The 19753-nt window shown below is 67.2% G+C and carries 14 protein-coding genes; 10 read left to right on the forward strand and 4 right to left on the reverse strand.

Features of this window, described 5'->3' with window-relative positions; translation table 11 throughout:
- Nucleotides 1-159: 159 nt before the first annotated feature.
- Genes bcsQ through KDW96_RS18000 form a run of 10 tightly spaced genes read left to right on the forward strand, consistent with a single transcriptional unit; the run spans nt 160 to nt 15484 of the window.
- Nucleotides 160-1284: a cellulose biosynthesis protein BcsQ gene (bcsQ, locus tag KDW96_RS17945; RefSeq protein WP_255837579.1), complete on the forward strand. Its 1125-nt coding sequence runs from the start codon at nt 160-162 to the stop codon at nt 1282-1284.
- A complete protein-coding gene (bcsA, locus tag KDW96_RS17950; protein WP_370295168.1) occupies nt 1281-3458 on the forward strand; it encodes a UDP-forming cellulose synthase catalytic subunit in 2178 nt (725 codons plus the stop codon). The genes bcsQ and bcsA overlap by 4 nt, the downstream gene beginning before the upstream one ends.
- Entirely contained in the window at nt 3455-5755 is a 2301-nt protein-coding gene (bcsB, locus tag KDW96_RS17955) for a cellulose biosynthesis cyclic di-GMP-binding regulatory protein BcsB (RefSeq protein ID WP_255837580.1), read from the forward strand. The genes bcsA and bcsB overlap by 4 nt, the downstream gene beginning before the upstream one ends.
- A gap of 8 nt (nt 5756-5763) precedes the next feature.
- The gene (gene bcsZ, locus KDW96_RS17960) at nt 5764-6936 is read left to right on the forward strand and encodes a cellulose synthase complex periplasmic endoglucanase BcsZ (protein WP_255837581.1); all 1173 of its coding nucleotides are present in this window, start codon (nt 5764-5766) and stop codon (nt 6934-6936) included.
- On the forward strand, nt 6915-10850 hold the full coding sequence (locus KDW96_RS22080) for a cellulose biosynthesis protein BcsC (protein ID WP_304665561.1): 3936 nt from the start codon (nt 6915-6917) through the stop codon (nt 10848-10850). The genes bcsZ and KDW96_RS22080 overlap by 22 nt, the downstream gene beginning before the upstream one ends.
- 9 nt (nt 10851-10859) lie before the next feature.
- The gene (locus tag KDW96_RS17980; RefSeq protein WP_255837582.1) at nt 10860-11516 is read left to right on the forward strand and encodes an SGNH/GDSL hydrolase family protein; all 657 of its coding nucleotides are present in this window, start codon (nt 10860-10862) and stop codon (nt 11514-11516) included.
- A 50-nt stretch (nt 11517-11566) separates the two neighbouring features.
- On the forward strand, nt 11567-12226 hold the full coding sequence (locus KDW96_RS17985; protein WP_255837583.1) for an SGNH/GDSL hydrolase family protein: 660 nt from the start codon (nt 11567-11569) through the stop codon (nt 12224-12226).
- 2 nt (nt 12227-12228) lie between these two features.
- Nucleotides 12229-12900, forward strand: coding sequence for an alginate O-acetyltransferase AlgF (locus tag KDW96_RS17990; RefSeq protein ID WP_255840562.1), 672 nt, complete (start codon nt 12229-12231; stop codon nt 12898-12900).
- 10 nt (nt 12901-12910) lie between these two features.
- Nucleotides 12911-14326, forward strand: a complete 1416-nt coding sequence (locus tag KDW96_RS17995; protein ID WP_255837584.1) for an MBOAT family O-acyltransferase — start codon at nt 12911-12913, stop codon at nt 14324-14326.
- A gap of 12 nt (nt 14327-14338) precedes the next feature.
- Nucleotides 14339-15484, forward strand: coding sequence for an alginate O-acetyltransferase AlgX-related protein (locus tag KDW96_RS18000; protein WP_255837585.1), 1146 nt, complete (start codon nt 14339-14341; stop codon nt 15482-15484).
- Between the two features lie 74 nt (nt 15485-15558).
- Here KDW96_RS18000 and mmsB read toward each other — a convergent pair whose 3' ends face one another.
- The 4 genes from mmsB to KDW96_RS18020 all read right to left on the reverse strand — a co-directional run bounded on the left by mmsB (nt 15559) and on the right by KDW96_RS18020 (nt 19710).
- Nucleotides 15559-16443, reverse strand: coding sequence for a 3-hydroxyisobutyrate dehydrogenase (gene mmsB, locus KDW96_RS18005; RefSeq protein ID WP_255837586.1), 885 nt, complete (start codon nt 16441-16443; stop codon nt 15559-15561).
- Nucleotides 16444-16537: 94 nt separating this feature from the next.
- Entirely contained in the window at nt 16538-17641 is a 1104-nt protein-coding gene (dspII, locus tag KDW96_RS18010) for an enoyl-CoA hydratase/isomerase DspII (protein ID WP_255837587.1), read from the reverse strand.
- Nucleotides 17642-17675: 34 nt separating this feature from the next.
- Nucleotides 17676-18494, reverse strand: coding sequence for an enoyl-CoA hydratase (locus KDW96_RS18015; protein ID WP_255837588.1), 819 nt, complete (start codon nt 18492-18494; stop codon nt 17676-17678).
- A 52-nt stretch (nt 18495-18546) separates the two neighbouring features.
- A complete protein-coding gene (locus KDW96_RS18020; protein ID WP_255837589.1) occupies nt 18547-19710 on the reverse strand; it encodes an acyl-CoA dehydrogenase family protein in 1164 nt (387 codons plus the stop codon).
- Between the last annotated feature and the right edge of the window lie 43 nt (nt 19711-19753).

Raw genomic sequence — 19753 nt, forward strand, 5'->3', positions numbered from 1 at the left:
GGCGGTGTTGAAATTGATGGCACCTTGATATTAAATGCCGTCGCGTTATCTAATTGACGCTACTCAATAATAATTCAAGCGACTCGCTATTTTATTGACGCCCTAATATTGGCGTTTATTCCTAAGTCGCTGCCTCTATGCATTCGGAATCATCTGCGCATGAGTACCTCAAGCGATATCTCAAGTCTGTTCAAGTTGTTTGGTGGTCATTCTGCTCAGTATCGGGAGTTTTCCGACGAGAAGGCGAGGCGCGCACCTGAGCGGCGCTGGCCCGGCCTAACCTGGGGCGAAAGGGCCGACTCGACCTCGACGCCCAGCAGCGTCGCACCGTGCAGCGCAGCTGTTGGCCAAGACGCGACGGTCTCGTCCTGCTCCGTTGATTGGGCCGCGGAAAGCCTGTCCAGCATGTTGGCCAAGTTGGCGCGGGGCGAGCGCGTCGATCGTGAGTCGGTGCAGGCACAGCGCCAACGTCCGCAGCTCGCGCATCTCAAGGTCGTTGCGGTCATCTCTGCCAAAGGGGGCGTCGGCAAGAGTACGGTTGCCGCGAATCTATGTGTGGCCATGCAGCGCCAGGGTAAGGCGGTCCTGGCAGTGGAACTGGACCCGCAAAACGCCCTGTGCCATCACCTGGGGATCGAGGTCGCGCCCGGGCGCGATGCGCTGTCCGGTGGGATCGCCCTGGGGCAGGACGGCGAGGCAGCCTTGCTCGATGGCTGGCAGACCACGCCTCTGGGCGTTTGCATCCTGCCATACGGTTCAGTCGACGAGGCACGGCGCCGGGCGTTCGAGCGACAGCTGGAAGACGAGCCTGACTGGTTGGCGCGGCGACTGTCCGAAATGCAGCTGGCTGAGGGTTCTGTGGTCGTGCTCGATACGCCGCCCGGTCCTTCCGTCTACCTGCAACAGGCGCTGGCGGTGGCCAACCTGGCGTTGGTGGTCAGCTTGCCTGACGCGGCCTCCTATACCACTCTGCCGAAGATCGACAGCCTTATAAGCACTTATGCGGGCAATCGACCCGAGTTCCTCGGCGCCGCCTATGTGATCAACCAGGTCGAGCGCTCGCGCCGATTGAGCCAAGACATCACGCAGATCATGCAGAGCATCCTGGGGGATCGGGTGATTGGCCTGATTCATCGAGATCCTTCGATCGCCGAGGCATTGGCCTACACCCGTAGTGTGCTCGACTGTGACCCTGGCAGTCAGGGATGCCACGACCTACAGGCTTGTTCCCAGGCTGTGCTCGCCAAACTGGCTGCGACTGAACGGCACGAGCAGCCGGCATGAAGGTAGTCGATGCACGCCGTGCTCGGGCGGGCACGGGCGCTTGGCTTCGCTGTCTGGATTTTCTGGTACTACCGTGCCTGCTTGTCCTGGCCGCCGCCTTGTTCATTCTTGTCATTGCCGTGCCGCTGGCGCTTGAGGAGCAGCTGATCTTTTCGGTCGTCTGCCTGGGCGCAGCGCTGGCGCTGCGCAGGACGGCCACCCGGCTCGCGGTGCTGGCCATGGTGGCGCTATCGGTCATTGCCTCTCTGCGCTACATGTATTGGCGACTCACCTCCTCACTGGGCTTCGAGACTTGGTTGGACATGCTGTTCGGCTACGGTCTGGTGCTGGCCGAGCTCTACGCCCTCACGGTGCTGCTGTTCGGTTACCTGCAGACCGCCTGGCCGCTGCGGCGCAAGCCCTACCCGCTGCCCGCGGACTGCGACGTCTGGCCAACCGTGGACGTGTTCATCCCGACCTACAACGAATCCCTGGAAATTATCAAGCTGACCGTGTTCGCCGCCGCAGGTATCGACTGGCCGAAGGACAAGCTGCGCGTGCATGTGCTCGACGATGGGCGCCGCGAGGAGTTCCGCGAGTTCTGCGAGTCATTCGGCGTCGGTTACATCGTTCGACCGGACAACAACCATGCCAAGGCCGGAAACCTCAATTTCGCCCTGACCCAGACGTCGGCTGATTACATCGCCATCTTCGATGCGGACCATGTGCCGACGCGCTCCTTCCTGCAGATCGGCATGGGCTGGTTCCTCAAGGATCCGAAGCTGGCGATGCTGCAGACGCCGCACTTCTTCTTTTCGCCCGATCCGTTCGAGAAGAACCTCAATACCTTCCGCTCGGTGCCGAACGAGGGCGAGCTGTTCTATGGATTGGTTCAGGACGGTAACGATCTGTGGAATGCCACCTTCTTCTGTGGATCGTGCGCCATCATCAAGCGCGCTCCGCTGGAAGAGATTGGCGGCATCGCCATCGAGACGGTGACCGAGGACGCCCACACCGCCCTGAAACTCAATCGCCGCGGCTACAACACGGCCTACCTGGCGATTCCTCAGGCGGCCGGCCTGGCCACGGAGAGCCTGTCCGGGCATATCGGTCAGCGTATCCGCTGGGCGCGGGGGATGGCGCAGATCTTCCGCACCGACAATCCGCTGCTTGGCAAAGGGCTCAAGCTCGGTCAGCGGCTGTGCTACCTGAACGCCATGCTGCACTTCTTCTACGGCCTGCCGCGCCTGGTGTTCCTCACCGCGCCGCTGGCCTACCTGCTGTTCGAGGCGCAGATCTTCCAGGCGCCGGCCATGCTCATCGTCGCCTATGCCCTGCCGCATATCCTGATCGCCAGCGTGACCAACTCGACCATCCAGGGACGTTTCCGCCATTCCTTCTGGAACGAGGTCTACGAGTCGGTACTGGCCTGGTACATCATGCGCCCGGTGTTGCTGGCCATGGTCAATCCGAAACTGGGCAAGTTCAACGTCACGGCCAAGGGCGGGAGGATCGACCAGAGCTACTTCGACTGGAAGATGGCGCGGCCCTATATCGTGGTGCTGACCCTGAACCTGATCGGACTGCTGGTAGGCGTGGTCAAGCTGGGCTTCGATGCGGATGCCAGCGTGGTGACCTTGCTGATCAACCTGGTCTGGACGCTCTACAACATCATCATCAGTTCAGCCGCCGTGGCGGTGGCCAGTGAGACCCGGCAGATCCGTGCCGAGCCGCGGGTCTTCGCCGCGTTGCCGGCCATGCTGACCCTGGCTGACGGCCAGACCATCGTCTGCCAGACCAAGGACTTCTCCCAGCGTGGCGTGGGGGTCAGCCTGCCTGAAGGCGTGCAGGTGGCGCGCGGCGAGCAGGTGCTGGTGTCGTTGTTCCGCGGCAGCGAGGAAGGCGTTTTCCCCGCCAGCGTGGTGTTCAGCAATGACAGGACGCTGGGTCTGAACTTCGTCGATCTGAGCCTGCAGCAGCAGAGTGAGTTGGCGCGCCTGACCTTCTCGCGGGCCGATACCTGGGCCGTTGCCTGGGGCAACGGCGAGGTCGACACCCCGCTGGCTGCGCTGAGTGAAGTCTCCCGTATCGGCCTGCGCGGCATTGCGCTGCTGTCCAAAGCCACCTTGGCCGAACTGCTCCAGCGCGGCCGCGCCCTGTCCCTATCGCCCAAATCCATTCTGAGGAACTCATGAGTCTCACATGCAACGGAGCGCCACTTGCCTGGCGCAAGCTGGCGGTGCTGGCCTCCATCCTGTGCGTATCGACGGTACAGTATGCGCAGGCCGAAGAGGCCGTGGCCGCAGAAGCGGGCGAGGCGACAACAAGCGAGTTGGTCGAAGCGCCCGTAGTCGATAACGCCAGCGCCTATAGCTACACGCTCAAGCAGCTGGGCGCCCACTACCCGATGAACCTGCGTGGGGTCGAAGGCAGCGATAGCGTCACCTTCGATATCCGCGCCGATCAGGTGGTGACTGGCGCGCGTCTGGCTCTGGACTACACCTACTCGCCGGCATTGCTCAGCGACCTGTCGCAGATCAACCTGCTGGTCAACAACGAAGTGGCGGCCAGCCTGGCCCTGCCCACGGAGACCGCCGGGGTGCCGCAGCAGTCGGTAATCGACATTCCGCCGCACCTGATCACCGAGTTCAATCGCCTCAGCCTGCAGCTGATCGGCCACTACACGATGCAATGCGAGGACCCGCTGCACTCCAGCCTGTGGGCCAAGATCAGCAACGCCAGCCGTCTGGAAATCCAGGTGACGCCGATTGCCCTGCCCGATGACCTGGCCAAGCTGCCGCTGCCCTTCTTCGATCCGCGCGATGCGCGCCTGCTCGAGCTGCCCTTCGTGTTTGCCGTCAGCCCCGACAATCGCACCCTGGAGGCCGCCGGCGCGGTGTCGTCCTGGTTCGGCGCCCTGGCCAGCTACCGCGGGGCGAAGTTCCCGGTCAGCCTCGGCGAACTGCCGGCCGCGGGCAATGCCATCGTCCTGCTCAGCGGCGCCGGCGCCGTGGACGGGCTGACGCTGCCGGAAAACGCCGGGCCAAGCCTGACCCTGGTGAGCAATCCCAATGACCCCTTCGGCAAACTGCTGGTGCTTGCCGGCCGCGACAGCGAGCAGCTCAAGCAGGTGGCCCTGGCCCTGGTGAGCGGCAGCCAGACGCTCTCGGGTTCCAGCGTACAGGTCAATCAGGTCGCGACCCTGCAGCCGCGCAAGCCCTACGATGCGCCGAACTGGCTGCCCAGTGACCGTCCGGTGCAACTCGGCGAGCTGATCGAAGCCCGGCAGCTCAATGTCGCCGGTTACGATCCAGGTACCATCAAGGTCGCCATGCGCCTGCCGCCGGACCTGTTCAACTGGCGCCAGCCGGGCGTGCCGCTGCACCTCAAGTACCGCTATACGCCGCAGCCGGTGTCGACCAATTCCTCGCTGCTGGTGAGCATCAGCGACAAGTTCCTCAAGTCGCTGCCGCTGCCGTCGATCGAACGTCTGCAGGCCGATGAGTCGCTGCTGGCCGCTCTGCAGCAGGACGACAGCCTGGTCCAGGAGACCGAGCTGCTGCTGCCGCTGGACAGCATGCCGCTGCAGTCCTCGCTGCAGTTGCGCTTCATGTACGACTACATCAAGCAGGGCGAATGCCGCGACATCATCATCGACAACATGCGCGGGGTGATCGAGCCGGATTCGACCCTCGACCTCAGCGCCTACGAGCACTTCATCGCCATGCCCAACCTGGGCGTATTCCAGAGCAGCGGCTTCCCCTTCACCCGCCTGGCCGACCTCTCGGAAACCGCCGTGGTCATGCCGGAGGCCGCCGGGGCGGCGGAGTATTCGGCCTACCTGACCGTGCTCGGGCGCTTCGGCGAGTCCACCGGCCATCCGGCCACCGCGCTGACCGTGGCCCAGGCGGAGGATGAGGAGGCTCTCAAGGACAGGGACCTGCTGGTGTTTGCCGCGGGCGCGAACCAGCCACTGTTGCAGCACTGGGCCAGCCATCTGCCGGCCGATATCGATGGCCAGCAGCAGCGCTTCGAGCTGTCCGACCTGGTCTATCGGGCGCGCAACTGGATCAGCGCCGATGCCCAGGCCAACCTGCGCCAGACCCGCAGCAGCCTGGCGGTCAGCGGTGCCAGCGCCAGCGGTTACCTGACCGGTTTCGAGTCGCCACTGGCCAGCGGGCGCAGCGTGGTGGTGATTGCCGCCAGCAATCCGGACAAGCTCGCCGATGTCACCGCCGCGTTGATCGGTGGGGAAGACTACGAGCAGTCGATCCAGGGCAGTCTGGCGGTGGTCAATGGCAAGCGCATCGCCTCGCTGCTGGCCGACGAGCAGTATTACGTCGGTGAGCTCGGCTGGTTCCGCTATCTGCAATGGCTGCTGGCCCATCACCTGGGCTGGATGTTGCTGCTGACTGCCCTGAGCGTCGGCCTGACCAGCGTACTGGCGTTCTTCAGCCTGCGTGCCCGGGCACGCGCCCGGCTGAAGGATTGAGGCAGCCCATGGTGCAGCATGTCCTGAGGCTATGCGCCGGCCTGCTGGCGCTCCTGGCTGGCGCTACGGCGCAGGCCAGTTGTGCCGTCGAATGGCCACACTGGCAGCGTTTCGCCGAGCGCTGGATCCAGCCGGACGGTCGGGTGCTGGAGTCCAGCCTGGAGAAGAACCACAGCTCCTCGGAAGGACAGTCCTATGCACTGTTCTTCGCGCTGGTGGCCAACGATCAGCAGCGATTTGCCAACATTTGGCGCTGGAGTCGGGAAAACCTCGCCGGCAACGACCCGCAGAACAACCTGCCGGCCTGGCTCTGGGGCCAGGGCAAGGATGGCCGCTGGCAGGTTCAGGATGTCAACTCGGCCTCCGATGCCGACCTGTGGTTCGCCTATGCGCTGCTCGAGGCTGACCGGTTGTGGGACAAGCCGGACTATCGGGCCGATGCATTGAGCCTGCTGGCCCAGGTCAAGCAGCGCGAAGTCACCGAATTGCCGGGTCTGGGCACGGTGTTGCTGCCCGGCCCGATCGGCTTCTCCCATATCGGTCATCTCTGGCGGATCAATCCCAGTTACCAGCCGCTGCCGCTGATGCGCCGACTGGCGGCGGTGGATCCCGAAGGCCCCTGGGCTGCCATTGCGGAGCAGAGCGTCGGCTTGCTGCGCCAGGCCGGCGAGCACGGCTTTGCCGCCGACTGGATCGGCTATCGCGCGGTTTCCGACAGCGCCGGGCTGTTCACCAGCGATCCGATGAAAGGCGATGTCGGCAGTTACGACGCGATCCGCGTCTACCTCTGGGCCGGCATGACCCACAGCGCCGACCCGCTCGCCGCCAAGGTGCTCGACAGCCTGGGCGGCATGGCTCGGGCCACGGCCTCCAGCGGTCTGCCGCCGGAGAAGGTGAATGTGCGTACCGGTGAGGTCGAAGGCGACTCGCCCAGCGGTTTCTCCGCTGCGCTGGTGCCCTATTTCCAGGCCAAGCAGCAGCCCTGGCTGGCAGACCTGCAGTACCAGCGCGCCAGGGATGCGCTGGAGCGGTGGCACGCCGGCAGCGGCGCAGCGCCTTTCTACTACGACTACATGCTCAGCCTGTTCGGCCTCGGCTGGGCCGACCAGTTCTACCGTTTCGCGGCCGATGGTCGTTTGCAACCGCTTTGGGAGTCTTCATGTTCCGCTACCGCCCGCTGACCCTGGCGCTGTTGGCCGCCCTGGCCCACGGCGGCGTCCAGGCCGAGCCTGGGGACGCTCGCAGCCTGCTGATCGAACAGGGGCATTTCTGGCAGGCCCAGGACAAGCCCAAGCGCGCCGCCGAGGCCTGGAACAAGCTGCTGCTGCTAGACGCCAGCCAGCCGGAAGCCCTCTATGGGCTTGGGCTGATCGAGGTGCAGGCCGGCAGGCCGGACTCGGCCGCCGAGTACCTGCAACGCCTGCAGGCCCTGACGCCGTTGCCGCGCCAGGCGCTGCTGCTCGAGCAGGATATTCGTCTGCTCGACTCGGCTAACCAGCAGCTGCTGGACGAGGCCCGCCTGCTGGTCGAGACCGACCAGCGCGCCGAGGCTGTCGAGGTCTATCGCCGCGCCCTCGGCGGCAAACCCGCCCAGGGCCAGATCGGCCTGGAGTTCTACAACAACCTCGGCTTCGTCGATCGGCACTGGGCCGAGGCGCGCAGCGGCCTGGAGCGCCTGCAGCGCGAATACCCGGACGATGCCTACACCGCGCTGTTCCTCGCCAAGCACCTGGCGCGCAATCAGGGCGCGCGCGAGGAGGGCATTCGCGCCCTGGCCAAGCTGGCCGAGCGCGCGGATATCGGTGGCGACGCCGACGAGACCTGGCGCCTGGCACTGACCTGGATCGGCCCGCCGAAACCGGCTCAGCAACCGCTGTTCGAACAGTTCCTGCGCAGCCATCCGGACGACGCGGAGATTCGCGCCCTGCTGAGCAAGGGGCGTAGCCAGGGCAGTGGCGGCGGCGTCGCCTGGCGGCGCGATCCGCAGCTCGAGCGTGGCCTGAAGGCGCTCGAAAAAGGCGACCTGACGCTGGCCGAGCGCGAGCTGGCGGCTTTCCTGAAAGGCCATCCGAATGATGCCGATGCCCTGGGCGGCCTGGGCCTGCTGCGCCAGCGTCAGGAGCGTTTCGATGACGCCGAGCTGCTGCTGAGCAAGGCGCTCAAGCAGGGCGGCGGGCGCGCCTGGCAGCGCGCGCTGGACGATGTGCGCTACTGGTCGTTGCTGCAGCAGGCGCGCGACAGCCTGGCGCGTGACAGGACCGGCGACGCCCGCCAGCAGCTGGAGCAGGCGCGCCGTCTCAAACCCAAGGACGGCGAGGCGTTGCTGGCCCTGTCCGACTTGCAGGCCCGGCAGGGTGAGCTGGCCGCGGCGGAGGCGGGCTATCGCCAGGCGCTGGCGCTGGGCGCGCAGAAGGCCCGGGCGCTGCGTGGCCTGGCCCAGGTGCTGGGCGGGCAGGGCAAGCCGGACGAGGCCCTGCGCCTGCTCGAAGGCCTACCCGAGGCTGAGCGCGAGAAGCTCGGCGGGCTCGCCCAGTTGCGCGCCGAGCAGGCCCTGCAACGGGCCCGGGCGGCCGAGCAGCGCGGCGACGTCCAGGGCATGCGCCAGGCGCTGGAGTCGGCCCTGCGCGACGATCCGGACAACGCCTGGGCGCGTTTCGCCCTGGCTCGCCTGTATGTCGATCTGGGCGCCGTGGATGAGGCGCGCAGCCTGATGGACGGCTTGCTGGCGGCGCAGCCGAACGATCGTGATGCGCTCTATACCAGTGCCCTGCTGTCCATTGAGCTGGGCGAGTGGAACAAGGCCCAGGCCATGCTTGCCCGCATTCCCTACGACTCGCGCAACGCCGACATCAATCGCCTGGTGGCCGAGGTGGATTTCAACCTGCAGTTGCAGCAGATCGACGAGATCAGCCGCAGCGGCCGCAAAGCCGAGGCGCGGGCCTTCCTCGGCCGCATCGAAGCGCAGGCCGAAGGCAAGCCGGCGCGCCTGTCCGCACTGGCAGCGGCCTATGCCGACGCGGACGATCCGCAGCGGGCCATCGCGATCAAGCGTGACCTGTTGCAGCGCAGCCCGCGTCCCGACCTGTCGTTGACCCTCAGCTACGCCAGCGTGCTGCTGGAGGCCGAGCACGACGTGGAAGTGGCGGGCATCCTGCGCGACCTGCAGGGCCGCGGCATGACCGCGGCGCAGCGCCAGCAGTACGACGACCTGCTGTTCTACTACCGGGTGCGCCAGGCCGAGCAACTGCGCCAGCGCGGCGAGCTGGCCGCCGCCTATGACACCTTGGCGCCGGCGCTGGTCCAGCGTCCCCAGGACCGCCTGGCCGTGTCCGCCCTGGCGCGCATGTACGGCGCCAACGGCGACACCGCCAAGGCGCTGGAACTGCTCAAGCCGCTGGTCAAGCGTCACCCCGACGATGCCAACCTGCAGGTCGGCGCCGCCGACATGGCGGCGCAGCAGGCCGAGAACGGCTACGCCGAGGCAGCGCTGGAGCAGGCGCTGAAGTTGGCCCCCAACGATGTCGACATCCTCACCACGGCCGCGCGCGTCTACCGCTACCTGGGGCGTACCGGCACGGCCGCCAAGCTGCTCGCCAGGGTGGTGGCCCAGGAGAAGCGCGAACAGACGCCGATCTATGCCGCCAGCGCCAAGCCGGCCGCTGCCCCGGCCAACCCCTTCGCCGGAATCGGCTCGACGGCCGTGGCGCCAGGGGCTGTTCCCGCACCGCTGCCAAGCCTGTCCCTCGCGCCGGCGCAGGCCGGCGGCACGATTCCGGCGCCGCTCGAGCGCCCGGCCGGCGACTCGGGCTACCGCACCGCGGCCCTGCCGGCCGGCGCTTATGCCGCTGCCGGGGCCCCGGCCAATCCCTTCGCGGTCTCAAGCGAAGCCGCCGAGTACGATCCGCGCGCCGGCATGAGCGAGGCGGCGCGCGCCCTCGATGACATCCTCCAGCAGCGCAGCCCCTACCTGGTGCAAGGGCTGAGCGTGCGCAGCAATGACAGCGAGTCCGGCCTGAGCAAGCTGACCGATATCCAGGCGCCGTTCGAGGCCAGTATCCCGCTCGGCGACAACCGTCTGGCCGTGCGCGTCACCCCGGTGTCGTTGAATGCCGGCAGCATCGGCGAGGCGGCCCGCGATCGCTTCGGCGGTGGACCGGCGGCGACGCTGGCCAACCCGGGCATGTCGCCGGGCACGCAGCACGACGCGGGCGTCGGCCTGGCGCTGGCGTTCGAGAACCCGGGCCAGGGCCTCAAAGCAGACCTCGGCACCACGCCCCAAGGCTTCCTCTACAGCACCGCCGTCGGTGGCGTCAGCCTGGAGCGCGCCTTCGCCGGCACCCCGGAGCTGCACTGGAGCGCCGGCCTGTCGCGGCGCGCCGTCACCGACAGTCTGTTGTCCTTTGCCGGAGCCGAAGACCAGCGTACCGGGCAGAAATGGGGGGGCGTCACCGCCAATGGCGGGCGGGCGCAGCTGAGCTACGACAACCGTGAGGTGGGCGCCTACCTCTACGGCGGGATACACCGGCTCATGGGCAACAATGTCGCGGACAACGACCGCGGGGAAGTGGGCGCAGGCGTCTACTGGTACCTGGAGAACGACGAGGACGGCCAGGCCACCATCGGCCTGGACCTGCTGGGCATCGGCTACCAGGACAACCAGGCTCACTTCACGTACGGCCACGGAGGCTACTTCAGCCCGCAGAGTTTCTTCGCCGTGGGCGTGCCGGTGACCTGGGCCCGTCGCTACGACCGCCTGAGCTTCCAGCTCAAGGGCTCCGTGGGCGTGCAGGCGATCGAGCAGGACGACGCCGATTTCCACCCCGCCGATGCCGCTCTGCAGGCCGCCGCCAGCAGTGCCTCCGGCGGCGCGGCGGTGTACCAGGGCAGCAGCAGCACCGGTATCGGCTACAACCTGGCCGGCGCCGCCGAGTACCGCCTGGGCAGCAACTTCTTCGTCGGCGGCCAGGTGGGCGTCGACAACGCCCAGGATTATCGCCAGTGGCACGGCGGTCTGTACCTGCGCTACATGTTCGAGGACATGACCGGCCCGCTGGCGCTGCCGGTTTCTCCCTACCAATCTCCTTACGCTAACTGAAGGTTCTCGATGGCTTCTTCATTGCTTGCCGGCCTGTCCATTCTGATCATCGGCGACAGCCACATGGCGACCCCCTACTACCTGATCGGCGGTCTGCATGACGAGCTGCTGCGCAAGGGGGCCAACGTCCACTCCATCGGCATCTGCGGCGCCAACGCCGGCGACTGGCTCAAGGCCACCCCCGGCGGTGCCTGCGGCGCCGCCGAGCGGCGGGGCAAGGAGGCGGCCGTGGTCCTGCGCGGCAAGGCCACCACCACGCCGATCAAGGCGCTGATCGCCAAGGACAAGCCGGACCTGGTGCTGATCGTCATGGGCGACACCATGGCCGGCTACGACAAGCCGACCTTCCCCAAGGCCTGGGTCTGGCAGCAGACCTCCAGCCTGACCAAGGCGATCGCCGAGACCGGCACCCAGTGTGCCTGGGTCGGCCCGAACTGGGGCACCGAGGGCGGCAAGTACGGCAAGACCTACGCCAAGGCGAAGCAGATGTCCGTGTTCCTTTCCAGCAACGTGGCGCCCTGCGAGTACATCGATTCGCTGCAGTTCGCCAAGCCCGGCCAGTGGGCGACCACCGACGGCCAGCACCTGACTGCACAGGGCTACCAGCAGTGGGGGAGCGCCATCAGCGGCGCGCTGGAGGACGTACGCAAGGACGCCGGCCGGTAAGGCGAGCCTCCATCCCTTTTTTTGCAATGATCTAGTCGAGGAGTTCTTCGATGTCTTCATCCGTACTGGCAGGCCTGACCCTTCTGGTGCTCGGCGAGAGCCACATGAGCCTGCAGAACCACCTGACCGAGCCGCTCAATGCGGCGCTCGTCGCCAAGGGCGCCAAGGTCCACTCCATCGGAGCCTGTGGCGCCAGCGCCGCCGACTGGCTGACCACCAAGAAGGTCGACTGCGGCGCCGTGCAGGACAATACCGGCAAGCTGCTGCTCAAGGGCAGCGGCGCCAGCACCACGCCGATCAAGCAGCTGATCGCGCAGAGCAAGCCGGACGTGGTGGTGCTGGTGATCGGCGATACCATGGCCTCCTACGACAAGCCGGCGTTTCCCAAGGCCTGGGCCTGGCAGAGCGTGACCGGCCTGACCAAGGCGATCAGCGAAACCGGCACCCGCTGCGTGTGGGTCGGCCCGGCCTGGGGCAAGGTCGGTGGCATGTACAAGAAGAACGATGCGCGCACCCAGTTGATGTCCAAGTTCCTGGCCGCCAACGTCGCCCCGTGCAGCTACATCGATTCCCTGAACCTGTCCAAGCCGGGCCAGTGGGTCACCACCGATGGCCAGCACTTCACCGTGGCCGGCTACAAGGCCTGGGGCAACGCGATTGCCGATGCCATGAGCAAGCTGCCGGCCGACAAGCTCAAGGGAGCCAAGTGATGATGCGCGCCCTTCGATCGCTGGCCGGCCTGGGCTGCGCCCTGGGCCTGGGAGTCGCCCAGGCCGCCGAGATTCCGCTCTATCCCACCGGCCCCAGCGAGGATGCCGCGTTCCTGCGCTTCGTCAATGCGGGTGAGCAGGCCCTGCAACTGACCGCCAAGGGTTCCGGCGCCAGCCTGCGCCTGGAGGGTGAGCAGCGGGCCTCGGATTTCCTCACGGTGCCGGCTGGCAAGCCGGTGCAAGGCTCGCTGAGCCTGGGCGAGCAGCGGCACGCGCTGGACGTCAGTGTGGCCCCGGGCGAGTTCGCCAGCGTGGTGGCGCTGGCCCAGGCCGGCCAGCCCTTGCAGGTGCTGACCGTGCGCGAGCAGCCGGATGATTTCAATGCGCTGAAGGCCTCCTTGGGCTTCTACAGCCTGGATGCCAGCTGCTTGGATGCCGGCCTGCAAGTGGCCGGGCGCAATGTCGAGATCTTCAAGGCCGTGGCCACTGGCAGCCTGCAGCGGCGCTCGATCAATCCGCTCAACCTGACCGTGCAGTTGCGCTGCGGCGGCGCGGCGGCCGGCGAACCCCTGGCGTTGGGGGACCTGGCAGCCGGTCAACGCTATACCCTGTTTCTGCTGCCATCGGCGCAAGGTCCTCGTCTGTTCCCGGCCCTCGACAACCTGGCGAACTGACGCATAGGCCATGGTCTTCACTTCACTCGAGTTCCTCACGCTCTTCCTGCCCCTTGTCCTGCTGATCTATGTGCTGGCGCGCCCGCAGTGGCGCAACGGCGTGTTGTTGCTGGGCAGCTGGGCGTTCTTCGGCTGGCTCAGCCCTATGTTCATGCTGCTGCACACGGTGCTGACAGTGATCACCTGGGTAGGGGGCTTGCTGATCGCTCGGGCGCCGCTCGAGTCGAAGGGGCGGGTGCGCTGGTTGGCTGGCTTGATCGTGCTCAACCTGCTGGTGCTGTGCTGGTACAAGTACGCCAACATTCTCGCCGCCACCCTCAGCGAGCTGCTGCTGTCCATGGGCGCGTTGCCGCTGGAGTGGCAGAAGGTGGCCTTGCCAGCGGGACTGTCGTTCATCGTGCTGCAGGCGATTTCCTATCTGGTCGATGTGCATCGCGGGACGGTCAAGGTCGAGCGCAGTTTCATCGACTACGCCACCTACCTGCTGATGTTCGGCCAGTCCATCGCCGGGCCGATCATTCGCTACAGCTGGGTCAGCGAAGAGCTGTCCCATCGTGGCCTGAGCCGGCGCAATTTCAGCCTGGGCGCGCGGCGCTTCATGATCGGCATGAGCATGAAGGTGCTGGTGGCCGACAGCCTGTCGCCGCTCGTGGATGTGGCGTTCGCCCTGGAGCAGCCGAGCTTCGTCGATGCCTGGATCGGTTGCCTGGCCTATTCGCTGCAGCTGTTCTTCGACTTCGCCGGCTACAGCGCCATGGCCATCGGAATCGGCCTGATGATCGGCTTTCACTTTCCGGAGAACTTCAACCGGCCCTATCTGGCGCACAGCATCCAGGACTTCTGGCGGCGCTGGCACCTGTCGCTGTCCAGCTGGCTGCGCGATTACCTGTACATCCCCCTGGGCGGCAACCGCGGCAGCCGATGGCTGATCTACCGCAACCTGTTCCTGACCATGGCGATCGCCGGCCTGTGGCACGGCGGCGACAGCTGGAACTTCCTGCTGTGGGGCGCCGCCCACGGTGTCGCCCTGTGCGTGGCGCGGATCTGGAGCGGTGCCGGCTGGTTCGCCATGCCCCGGGCCCTGTCCCATGTGCTGACCCTGCTGTTCGTCGCGCTGGCCTGGACCCTGTTCCGCGCTCCGGACTTCGCCACGGCGTTGAACATGTACGCCGGCCAGTTCGGCTTCAATGCCCTGGGCCTGGGCGATCCCCTGGCGGCGACCTTGCGCCCGGTCCACGGCATCGCCGCCGCGCTGGGTGTGTTCTGCGTGATCGCGCCGATCTACCAGCAGCGCTGCGAGGCGCGACTGGGGGACAACCCGCTGTTCAACCTGCTGGGCTCGCTGTGGCCGGTGCTGGGCTTTCTGCTGGCGTTCGCCCTGATCGCCAGCCGTGAGACCGTGCCCTTCCTGTACTTCCAGTTCTAAAGGCCTGGTGACATGACTGACAACCGTGATTCATCTGCCGAAGACCGGGCCGCGAAGCGCAGCTCCCTGGCCGGTCTGGTCATGCTGTGGTTCCTGCTGACTGGCCTGGCCTGTGCCTTGTGGGCCATGCTCGTGAGCGACCGGGTGGCGCTGAAACCTGCCGCAACCCTCAGCTGGCAGCAGGTCTTCGAGGGGGAGGTGACCCAGCGCATTGCCCGGGAGCTGGCCAAGGTGCCGTTCGCCGAGCATGCCGCCGATCTGGAGCGGGCAGCCAGCTGGCTGCTGCTCGGCGATACCGGCAGCCGCGTGCGCCAGGGCTGCCCCGGCTGGCTGTTTCTCGGCGATGAGCTGAAGGTGCACGCACAGGCTGCCGTAGATGCCCAGGCAAGGGCGCAGAAGGTCATCCGGTTGCAGGCGCAGCTCGCCGACCGCGGCATCGAACTGCTGCTGGTCGTGGTGCCGGACAAGAGCCGTATCGCCTCCGACCAGCTATGCCAGCTCGAGCGCGCCGGGCAACTGACCGGGCGCGTGCAGCGCTGGCGCGACGCGGTGCAGGCGGCGGGGGTTCAGGTACTGGATCTGACGCCGGTGTTGCAGCCCCTGGGCAGCGCCGTCTTCCTGCGTACCGATACCCACTGGAGCGAACTCGGCGCCGATGCCGCCGCGCAAGCGGTGAGCCGGCGTATCGCCGAGCTCGGGGTCGAGGCAACGCCGCGCAAGCAGTACACCACTGAGATGGCCGAGCCCCAGGCGCGGCCCGGGGACCTGGTGCGCCTGGCCGGCCTGGACTGGTTGCCTGCGCAGCTGCAACCCGCCGTTGAGATGGTCAGCACAACCCGCCTGCGGGAAGTGCCGGCGGCGGGGGCGGCTGAGGCACTGGCCGAGGAGGATCTCTTCGGCGACAGCCAGTTGCCGAACATCGCGGTGATCGGCACCTCGTTCTCGCGCAACTCGAACTTCATTGCCTTTCTCGAACGGGCCCTGGGCAGCAGCGTCGGCAACTTCGCCAAGGACGGTGGCGAGTTTTCCGGGGCGGCGAAGGACTACTTCGACAGCCCGGCCTTCAAGCAGACGCCGCCCCGCCTGCTGGTCTGGGAAATCCCCGAGCGCGACCTGCAGTCCCCCTACCGCGACGAACGCCTGCTCGACGCCAGGTAGCGCGTCCAGGCGCCCACAGAAGAAGGCCAGCGCCGAATTGGCGGTCTGGCCTTCCTGCCGGTCGCTTTGGTGGACTACTCGACGAACAGCTGCTGCACCACCGAGAAATCCCGCTGGCCCTTGCCCTGTTTGAGCAGCAGGCGATAGATCTGCAGGGCCAGGGCGCCCATCGGCGTGCTGCTGCCGGTCACCTGGGCCGCTTCCTGGGCCAGGCCGAGGTCCTTGGCCATCAGTTCGGCCATGAAGCCGCCGGAGTATCCCTTCGACGCCGGGGCGTTCTCCATCACCCCGGGCCAGGGGTTGTACTTCTCCAGGGTCCAGTTGCCGCCCGAGCTCTGGCGCATGATCTCGGCCAGCACGGCCGGGTCCAGGCCGTTGGCCACGCCCAGGGCCATGGCTTCGGCGGTGGCGATCATCTGCACCGCCAGCACCTGGTTGTTGCACACCTTGGCCACCTGGCCGGCGCCGTCCGGGCCGGCGTGGAAGATGTTCTTGCCCATGGCCTGGAAGATCGGCTGGGCCTTCTCCAGCACCGCCGCCTCGCCGCCGATCATGAAGGTCAGGGTGCCGGCCGCGGCGCCGGCGGTGCCGCCGGAGACCGGCGCATCGAGCATCTGCAGGCCGCGTTCGGCGGCCGCCTTGTGCACCTTGCGCGCCGACTCCGGGGCGATGGTCGAGCACTCCAGCACCAGGGTGCCGGGCTTGAGCTGGGCGAGCAGCCCGCCGTCGCCCAGGTACAGGCCTTCGACGTGACGGCTGGCCGGCAGCATGCTCACCACCACCGCCATGCCCTGCGCCGCATCGGCGGCGCTGCCGGCAGCCTGGGCACCTTCCTTGACCAGTTCCGCGATGGCGGCGGGGACCAGGTCGAAGACCTTGAGGCCGAAGCCGGCCTTGAGCAGGTTGCGGGCCATGGGCAGGCCCATGTGGCCAAGGCCGATAAAGGCGATCTGGGTCATTGTCGTGCTCCTTGTCGGGTGCGCCCGGCGCACCTTGCCGTCGATTGGTGGTGGGCGCGGCCTGGGCGGCCCCGCCCACCCTATGGGTGTGCCGTCACAGATCGGCGAGGGGGTGGGGGCCTTCCCAGGTCTCGCTGAAGTGGGCCTCGATCACCTCCTCGGCGATGCACGCGACATCCGGCCAGTGCCAGTGTGGCGTCTGGTCCTTGTCGATCAGCCGGGCGCGCACGCCCTCGGGAAAGTCCGGGTGGCGGCAGCAGTTCAGGCTCATGGCGTATTCCATCTGGAACACCTGCTCCAGGGACATGCGCTTGGCCCGGGCGATCTGCTGCCAGACCAGGTGAGCGGTGAGTGGGCAGCCCTGGGCCAGGGTCTTGGCGGCGCGGGCCAGCAGCAGGTCGCTGTCGCCCTGCAGGGCCGTCAGCGCGTGCCAGGCGGCGGGCAGGTCGGGCTGGTCGAGCAACTGGTCGATGCGCTCGCGGCGCGGCAGCCACTGGGCCTCCGGCAGCTCGGCACGGGCCTCGTGCTCGAGGGCCTTGAGCAGGCTGTGCAGCTGCAGCTGCGGTTGTTCCTGCCAGTTGATCTGGATCAGCCCGTCGATCAGCGCATCCTGCTGGTTGTCGAGCAGGAAGCGGTCGGCCAGGTCCAGGTCGAGGGCGTCGCGGGCGTTGATGCCGCTGGCGGTGAGACCGAGGAACAGGCCGAGCTTGCCGGGCAGGCGGGCGAGGAACCAGCTGCCGCCGACGTCCGGGTACAGGCCGATGTTGATCTCCGGCATGCCCAGGCGACTCGAGGGGGTGACGATGCGCAGGCCGGCGCCCTGCATCAGGCCCATGCCGCCGCCCAGCACATGGCCGTGGGCCCAGCAGATCAGCGGCTTGGGGTAGCGGTGGATGCGGTGGTCGAGGCGATATTCGTCGGCGAAGAAGCGCCGCGCCAGGGGCGGTACCTCGCCCGGGTGGGCGCGGCACTGTTGCACCAGCTGGACCACGTCGCCGCCGGCACAGAAGGCCCTCGCGCCGTTACCGCGCAGCAGCACGCAGGTGATCCTGGGGTCCTCGGCCCAGGCCGCGAGCTGGGCGTCCAGCGCCTCGATCATCGGCAGGGTCAGGGCGTTGAGGCTCTTTTCCGCATCCAGGCTGGCGATGCCGATCTGGCAGCCGTGCAGGCTGTTGTGTAGCTCGAAACTCACGTTCATGGTCGCTCTCGTCGGGCGGCTGCCCGGCCCAGGGTTACTTGTTGCGCCACTGCGGGTCGCGTTTCTCCAGGAAGGCGTTGACCCCTTCGCGGGTGTCGTCGGCGTCGAACAGGTCGACGAAGCGCTCGCGCTCCTCCGGCAGCCACTGGTTCGGGTTGCGTTCCCGGGCGCCCTGGATCAGCGGCTTGATGGTGCGCACCGCCACCGGGCTCTGCCGCGCCACCTTGGCCGCCAGCAGCAGGGCGTGGTTGCGCGCCTCGCCGCTGTCGACCAGCTGTTCGACCAGGCCGATGCGCAGCGCGGTCTCGGCGTCGATGCGTTCGCCGCAGAGGATCATGCGTTTGGCCCAGCCCTCGCCGACCAGCCAGGGCAGGGCCTGGGTGCCGCCGGCACAGGGCAGCAGGCCCACCGTGGCTTCCGGCAGGGCCATCTGCGCCTGGCGCTCGGCGATGCGCAGGTCGCAGGCCAGGGCGCACTCCAGGCCACCGCCCATGGCGTAGCCGTTGATCGCGGCGATCGACACGCCGCGGAAGTCGCGCAGCGCCTCGAAGGCCTCGCCGAAGCGCCGGGCCATCTCGCGGGCGCGGGCCTTGTCGCCGTCGGCGAACAGGTTGAGGTCGGCGCCGGCGCTGAAGAACTTGCTGCCCTGGCCGGTGACCACCAGGGCATAGATGTCATTGTCGCGGTTGAGGTGTTCGATCAGCTGCTTCAGGCCGATCAGCGAGTCGCGGTCCCAGGTGTTGGCCGGCGGATGGTTGATGGTGATCAGCGCGGTGTGGCCGTGCTTCTCCACGGTGATCTTGTGGGTCAGATCGAACAGGCCTGGGTTATAAGGTTCTACGGCGGTGCTCATGGGCGTCCTCATCATGGTTCGCGGCGCTCGCCAGCCGGGCGAGCGGCGTCAGTTACAGCAGGCGATCGAGCATGCCGCCCTGCTCGAGCAGGCGGCGGGCGATGATCACCCGCATGATCTCGTTGGTCCCCTCGAGTATCTGGTGCACGCGACTGTCGCGCACCCAGCGCTCCAGCGGGTAGTCGTTCAGGTAACCATAGCCGCCGTGCAGTTGCAGGGCGTCGTTGCACAGGTTGAAGCAGTGGTCGGTGGTGAAGCGCTTGGCCATGGCGCAATAGAGGCTGGCCTCGCTGTGCCGGTGGTCCAGCTTGTGCGCGGCCAGGCGCACCATCTGCCGGCTGGCGGTCAGCTCGGTGAGCATGTCGGCCAGCTTGAACTGCAGGGCCTGGAACTCGCTGAGTGGCTTGCCGAACTGCTTGCGCTCCTCGACATAGCGCAGCGACTGCTCCAGTGCCGCCTGGGCCGCGCCCAGGGAGCAGCTGGCGATATTCAGGCGGCCGCCGTCCAGGCCCTTCATGGCATAGACGAAACCCTGGCCCTCGGGGCCGATGCGGTTGCCGAGGGGAATGCGCACGCCCTCGAAGCTGATGGTGCGGGTCGGCTGGGCGCACCAGCCCATCTTCAGCTCGTTGCGCCCGTACTTGATGCCCTCGGCGTCGGCCGGCACCAGGAAGCAGGAGATGCCCTTGGCACCTTCCTCGCCGGTGCGGGCCATGACGATCAGCACATCGGTGCTGCCAGCGCCGGAGATGAAGCATTTGCTGCCGTCCAGCACATAGTGCTCGCCCTCGCGGCGTGCGCGGGTGCGCAGGCGGGCGGCGTCGGAGCCGGCGTCCGGTTCGGTCAGGCAGTAGGAGGCGAGCAGCTCGCCGCTGATCAGCCGTGGCAGCCAGTGGGCCTTGAGGGCGGTGTCGGCGAAGCTGGCGAGCATCCAGATGGCCATGTTGTGAATGGTCATGTAGGCCGTGGTGGCCACGCAGCCGGCCGCCAGCTGCTCGAAGATCAGCGCGGCGGACAGCCTCGAGAGGCCGAGGCCGCCGTCCTCTTCGTTCAGGTATAGGGCCAGGTAGCCCTGCTCGCCGGCGCGCTTGATCACCTCGACCGGGAAGTGGTGGTCGCGGTCCCAGTCGCCGGCATGGGGCGCCAGCTCCTGCGCCGCGAAGGCGCGGGCGCTGTCGACCAGCAGGCGTTGTTCATCGCTGAGTTCGAAGTCCATTGGCAGTCCTTGTGAGATTCGCTGTCGCCAACGCTGGAGCCAG

Source organism: Pseudomonas benzenivorans, from assembly GCF_024397895.1.
Lineage (GTDB): Bacteria > Pseudomonadota > Gammaproteobacteria > Pseudomonadales > Pseudomonadaceae > Aquipseudomonas > Aquipseudomonas benzenivorans_A.

Coding starts and splice junctions, on each gene's coding strand:
- bcsZ (WP_255837581.1), top strand. CDS start 5,764: ATGGTGCAGCATGTCCTGAGGCTATGCGCCGGCCTGCTGGCGCTCCTG.
- KDW96_RS17990 (WP_255840562.1), top strand. CDS start 12,229: ATGCGCGCCCTTCGATCGCTGGCCGGCCTGGGCTGCGCCCTGGGCCTG.
- dspII (WP_255837587.1), bottom strand. CDS start 17,641: ATGAACGTGAGTTTCGAGCTACACAACAGCCTGCACGGCTGCCAGATC.
- mmsB (WP_255837586.1), bottom strand. CDS start 16,443: ATGACCCAGATCGCCTTTATCGGCCTTGGCCACATGGGCCTGCCCATG.
- KDW96_RS18020 (WP_255837589.1), bottom strand. CDS start 19,710: ATGGACTTCGAACTCAGCGATGAACAACGCCTGCTGGTCGACAGCGCC.
- KDW96_RS22080 (WP_304665561.1), top strand. CDS start 6,915: ATGTTCCGCTACCGCCCGCTGACCCTGGCGCTGTTGGCCGCCCTGGCC.
- KDW96_RS18000 (WP_255837585.1), top strand. CDS start 14,339: ATGACTGACAACCGTGATTCATCTGCCGAAGACCGGGCCGCGAAGCGC.
- KDW96_RS17995 (WP_255837584.1), top strand. CDS start 12,911: ATGGTCTTCACTTCACTCGAGTTCCTCACGCTCTTCCTGCCCCTTGTC.
- bcsQ (WP_255837579.1), top strand. CDS start 160: ATGAGTACCTCAAGCGATATCTCAAGTCTGTTCAAGTTGTTTGGTGGT.
- bcsA (WP_370295168.1), top strand. CDS start 1,281: ATGAAGGTAGTCGATGCACGCCGTGCTCGGGCGGGCACGGGCGCTTGG.
- KDW96_RS17985 (WP_255837583.1), top strand. CDS start 11,567: ATGTCTTCATCCGTACTGGCAGGCCTGACCCTTCTGGTGCTCGGCGAG.
- bcsB (WP_255837580.1), top strand. CDS start 3,455: ATGAGTCTCACATGCAACGGAGCGCCACTTGCCTGGCGCAAGCTGGCG.
- KDW96_RS18015 (WP_255837588.1), bottom strand. CDS start 18,494: ATGAGCACCGCCGTAGAACCTTATAACCCAGGCCTGTTCGATCTGACC.
- KDW96_RS17980 (WP_255837582.1), top strand. CDS start 10,860: ATGGCTTCTTCATTGCTTGCCGGCCTGTCCATTCTGATCATCGGCGAC.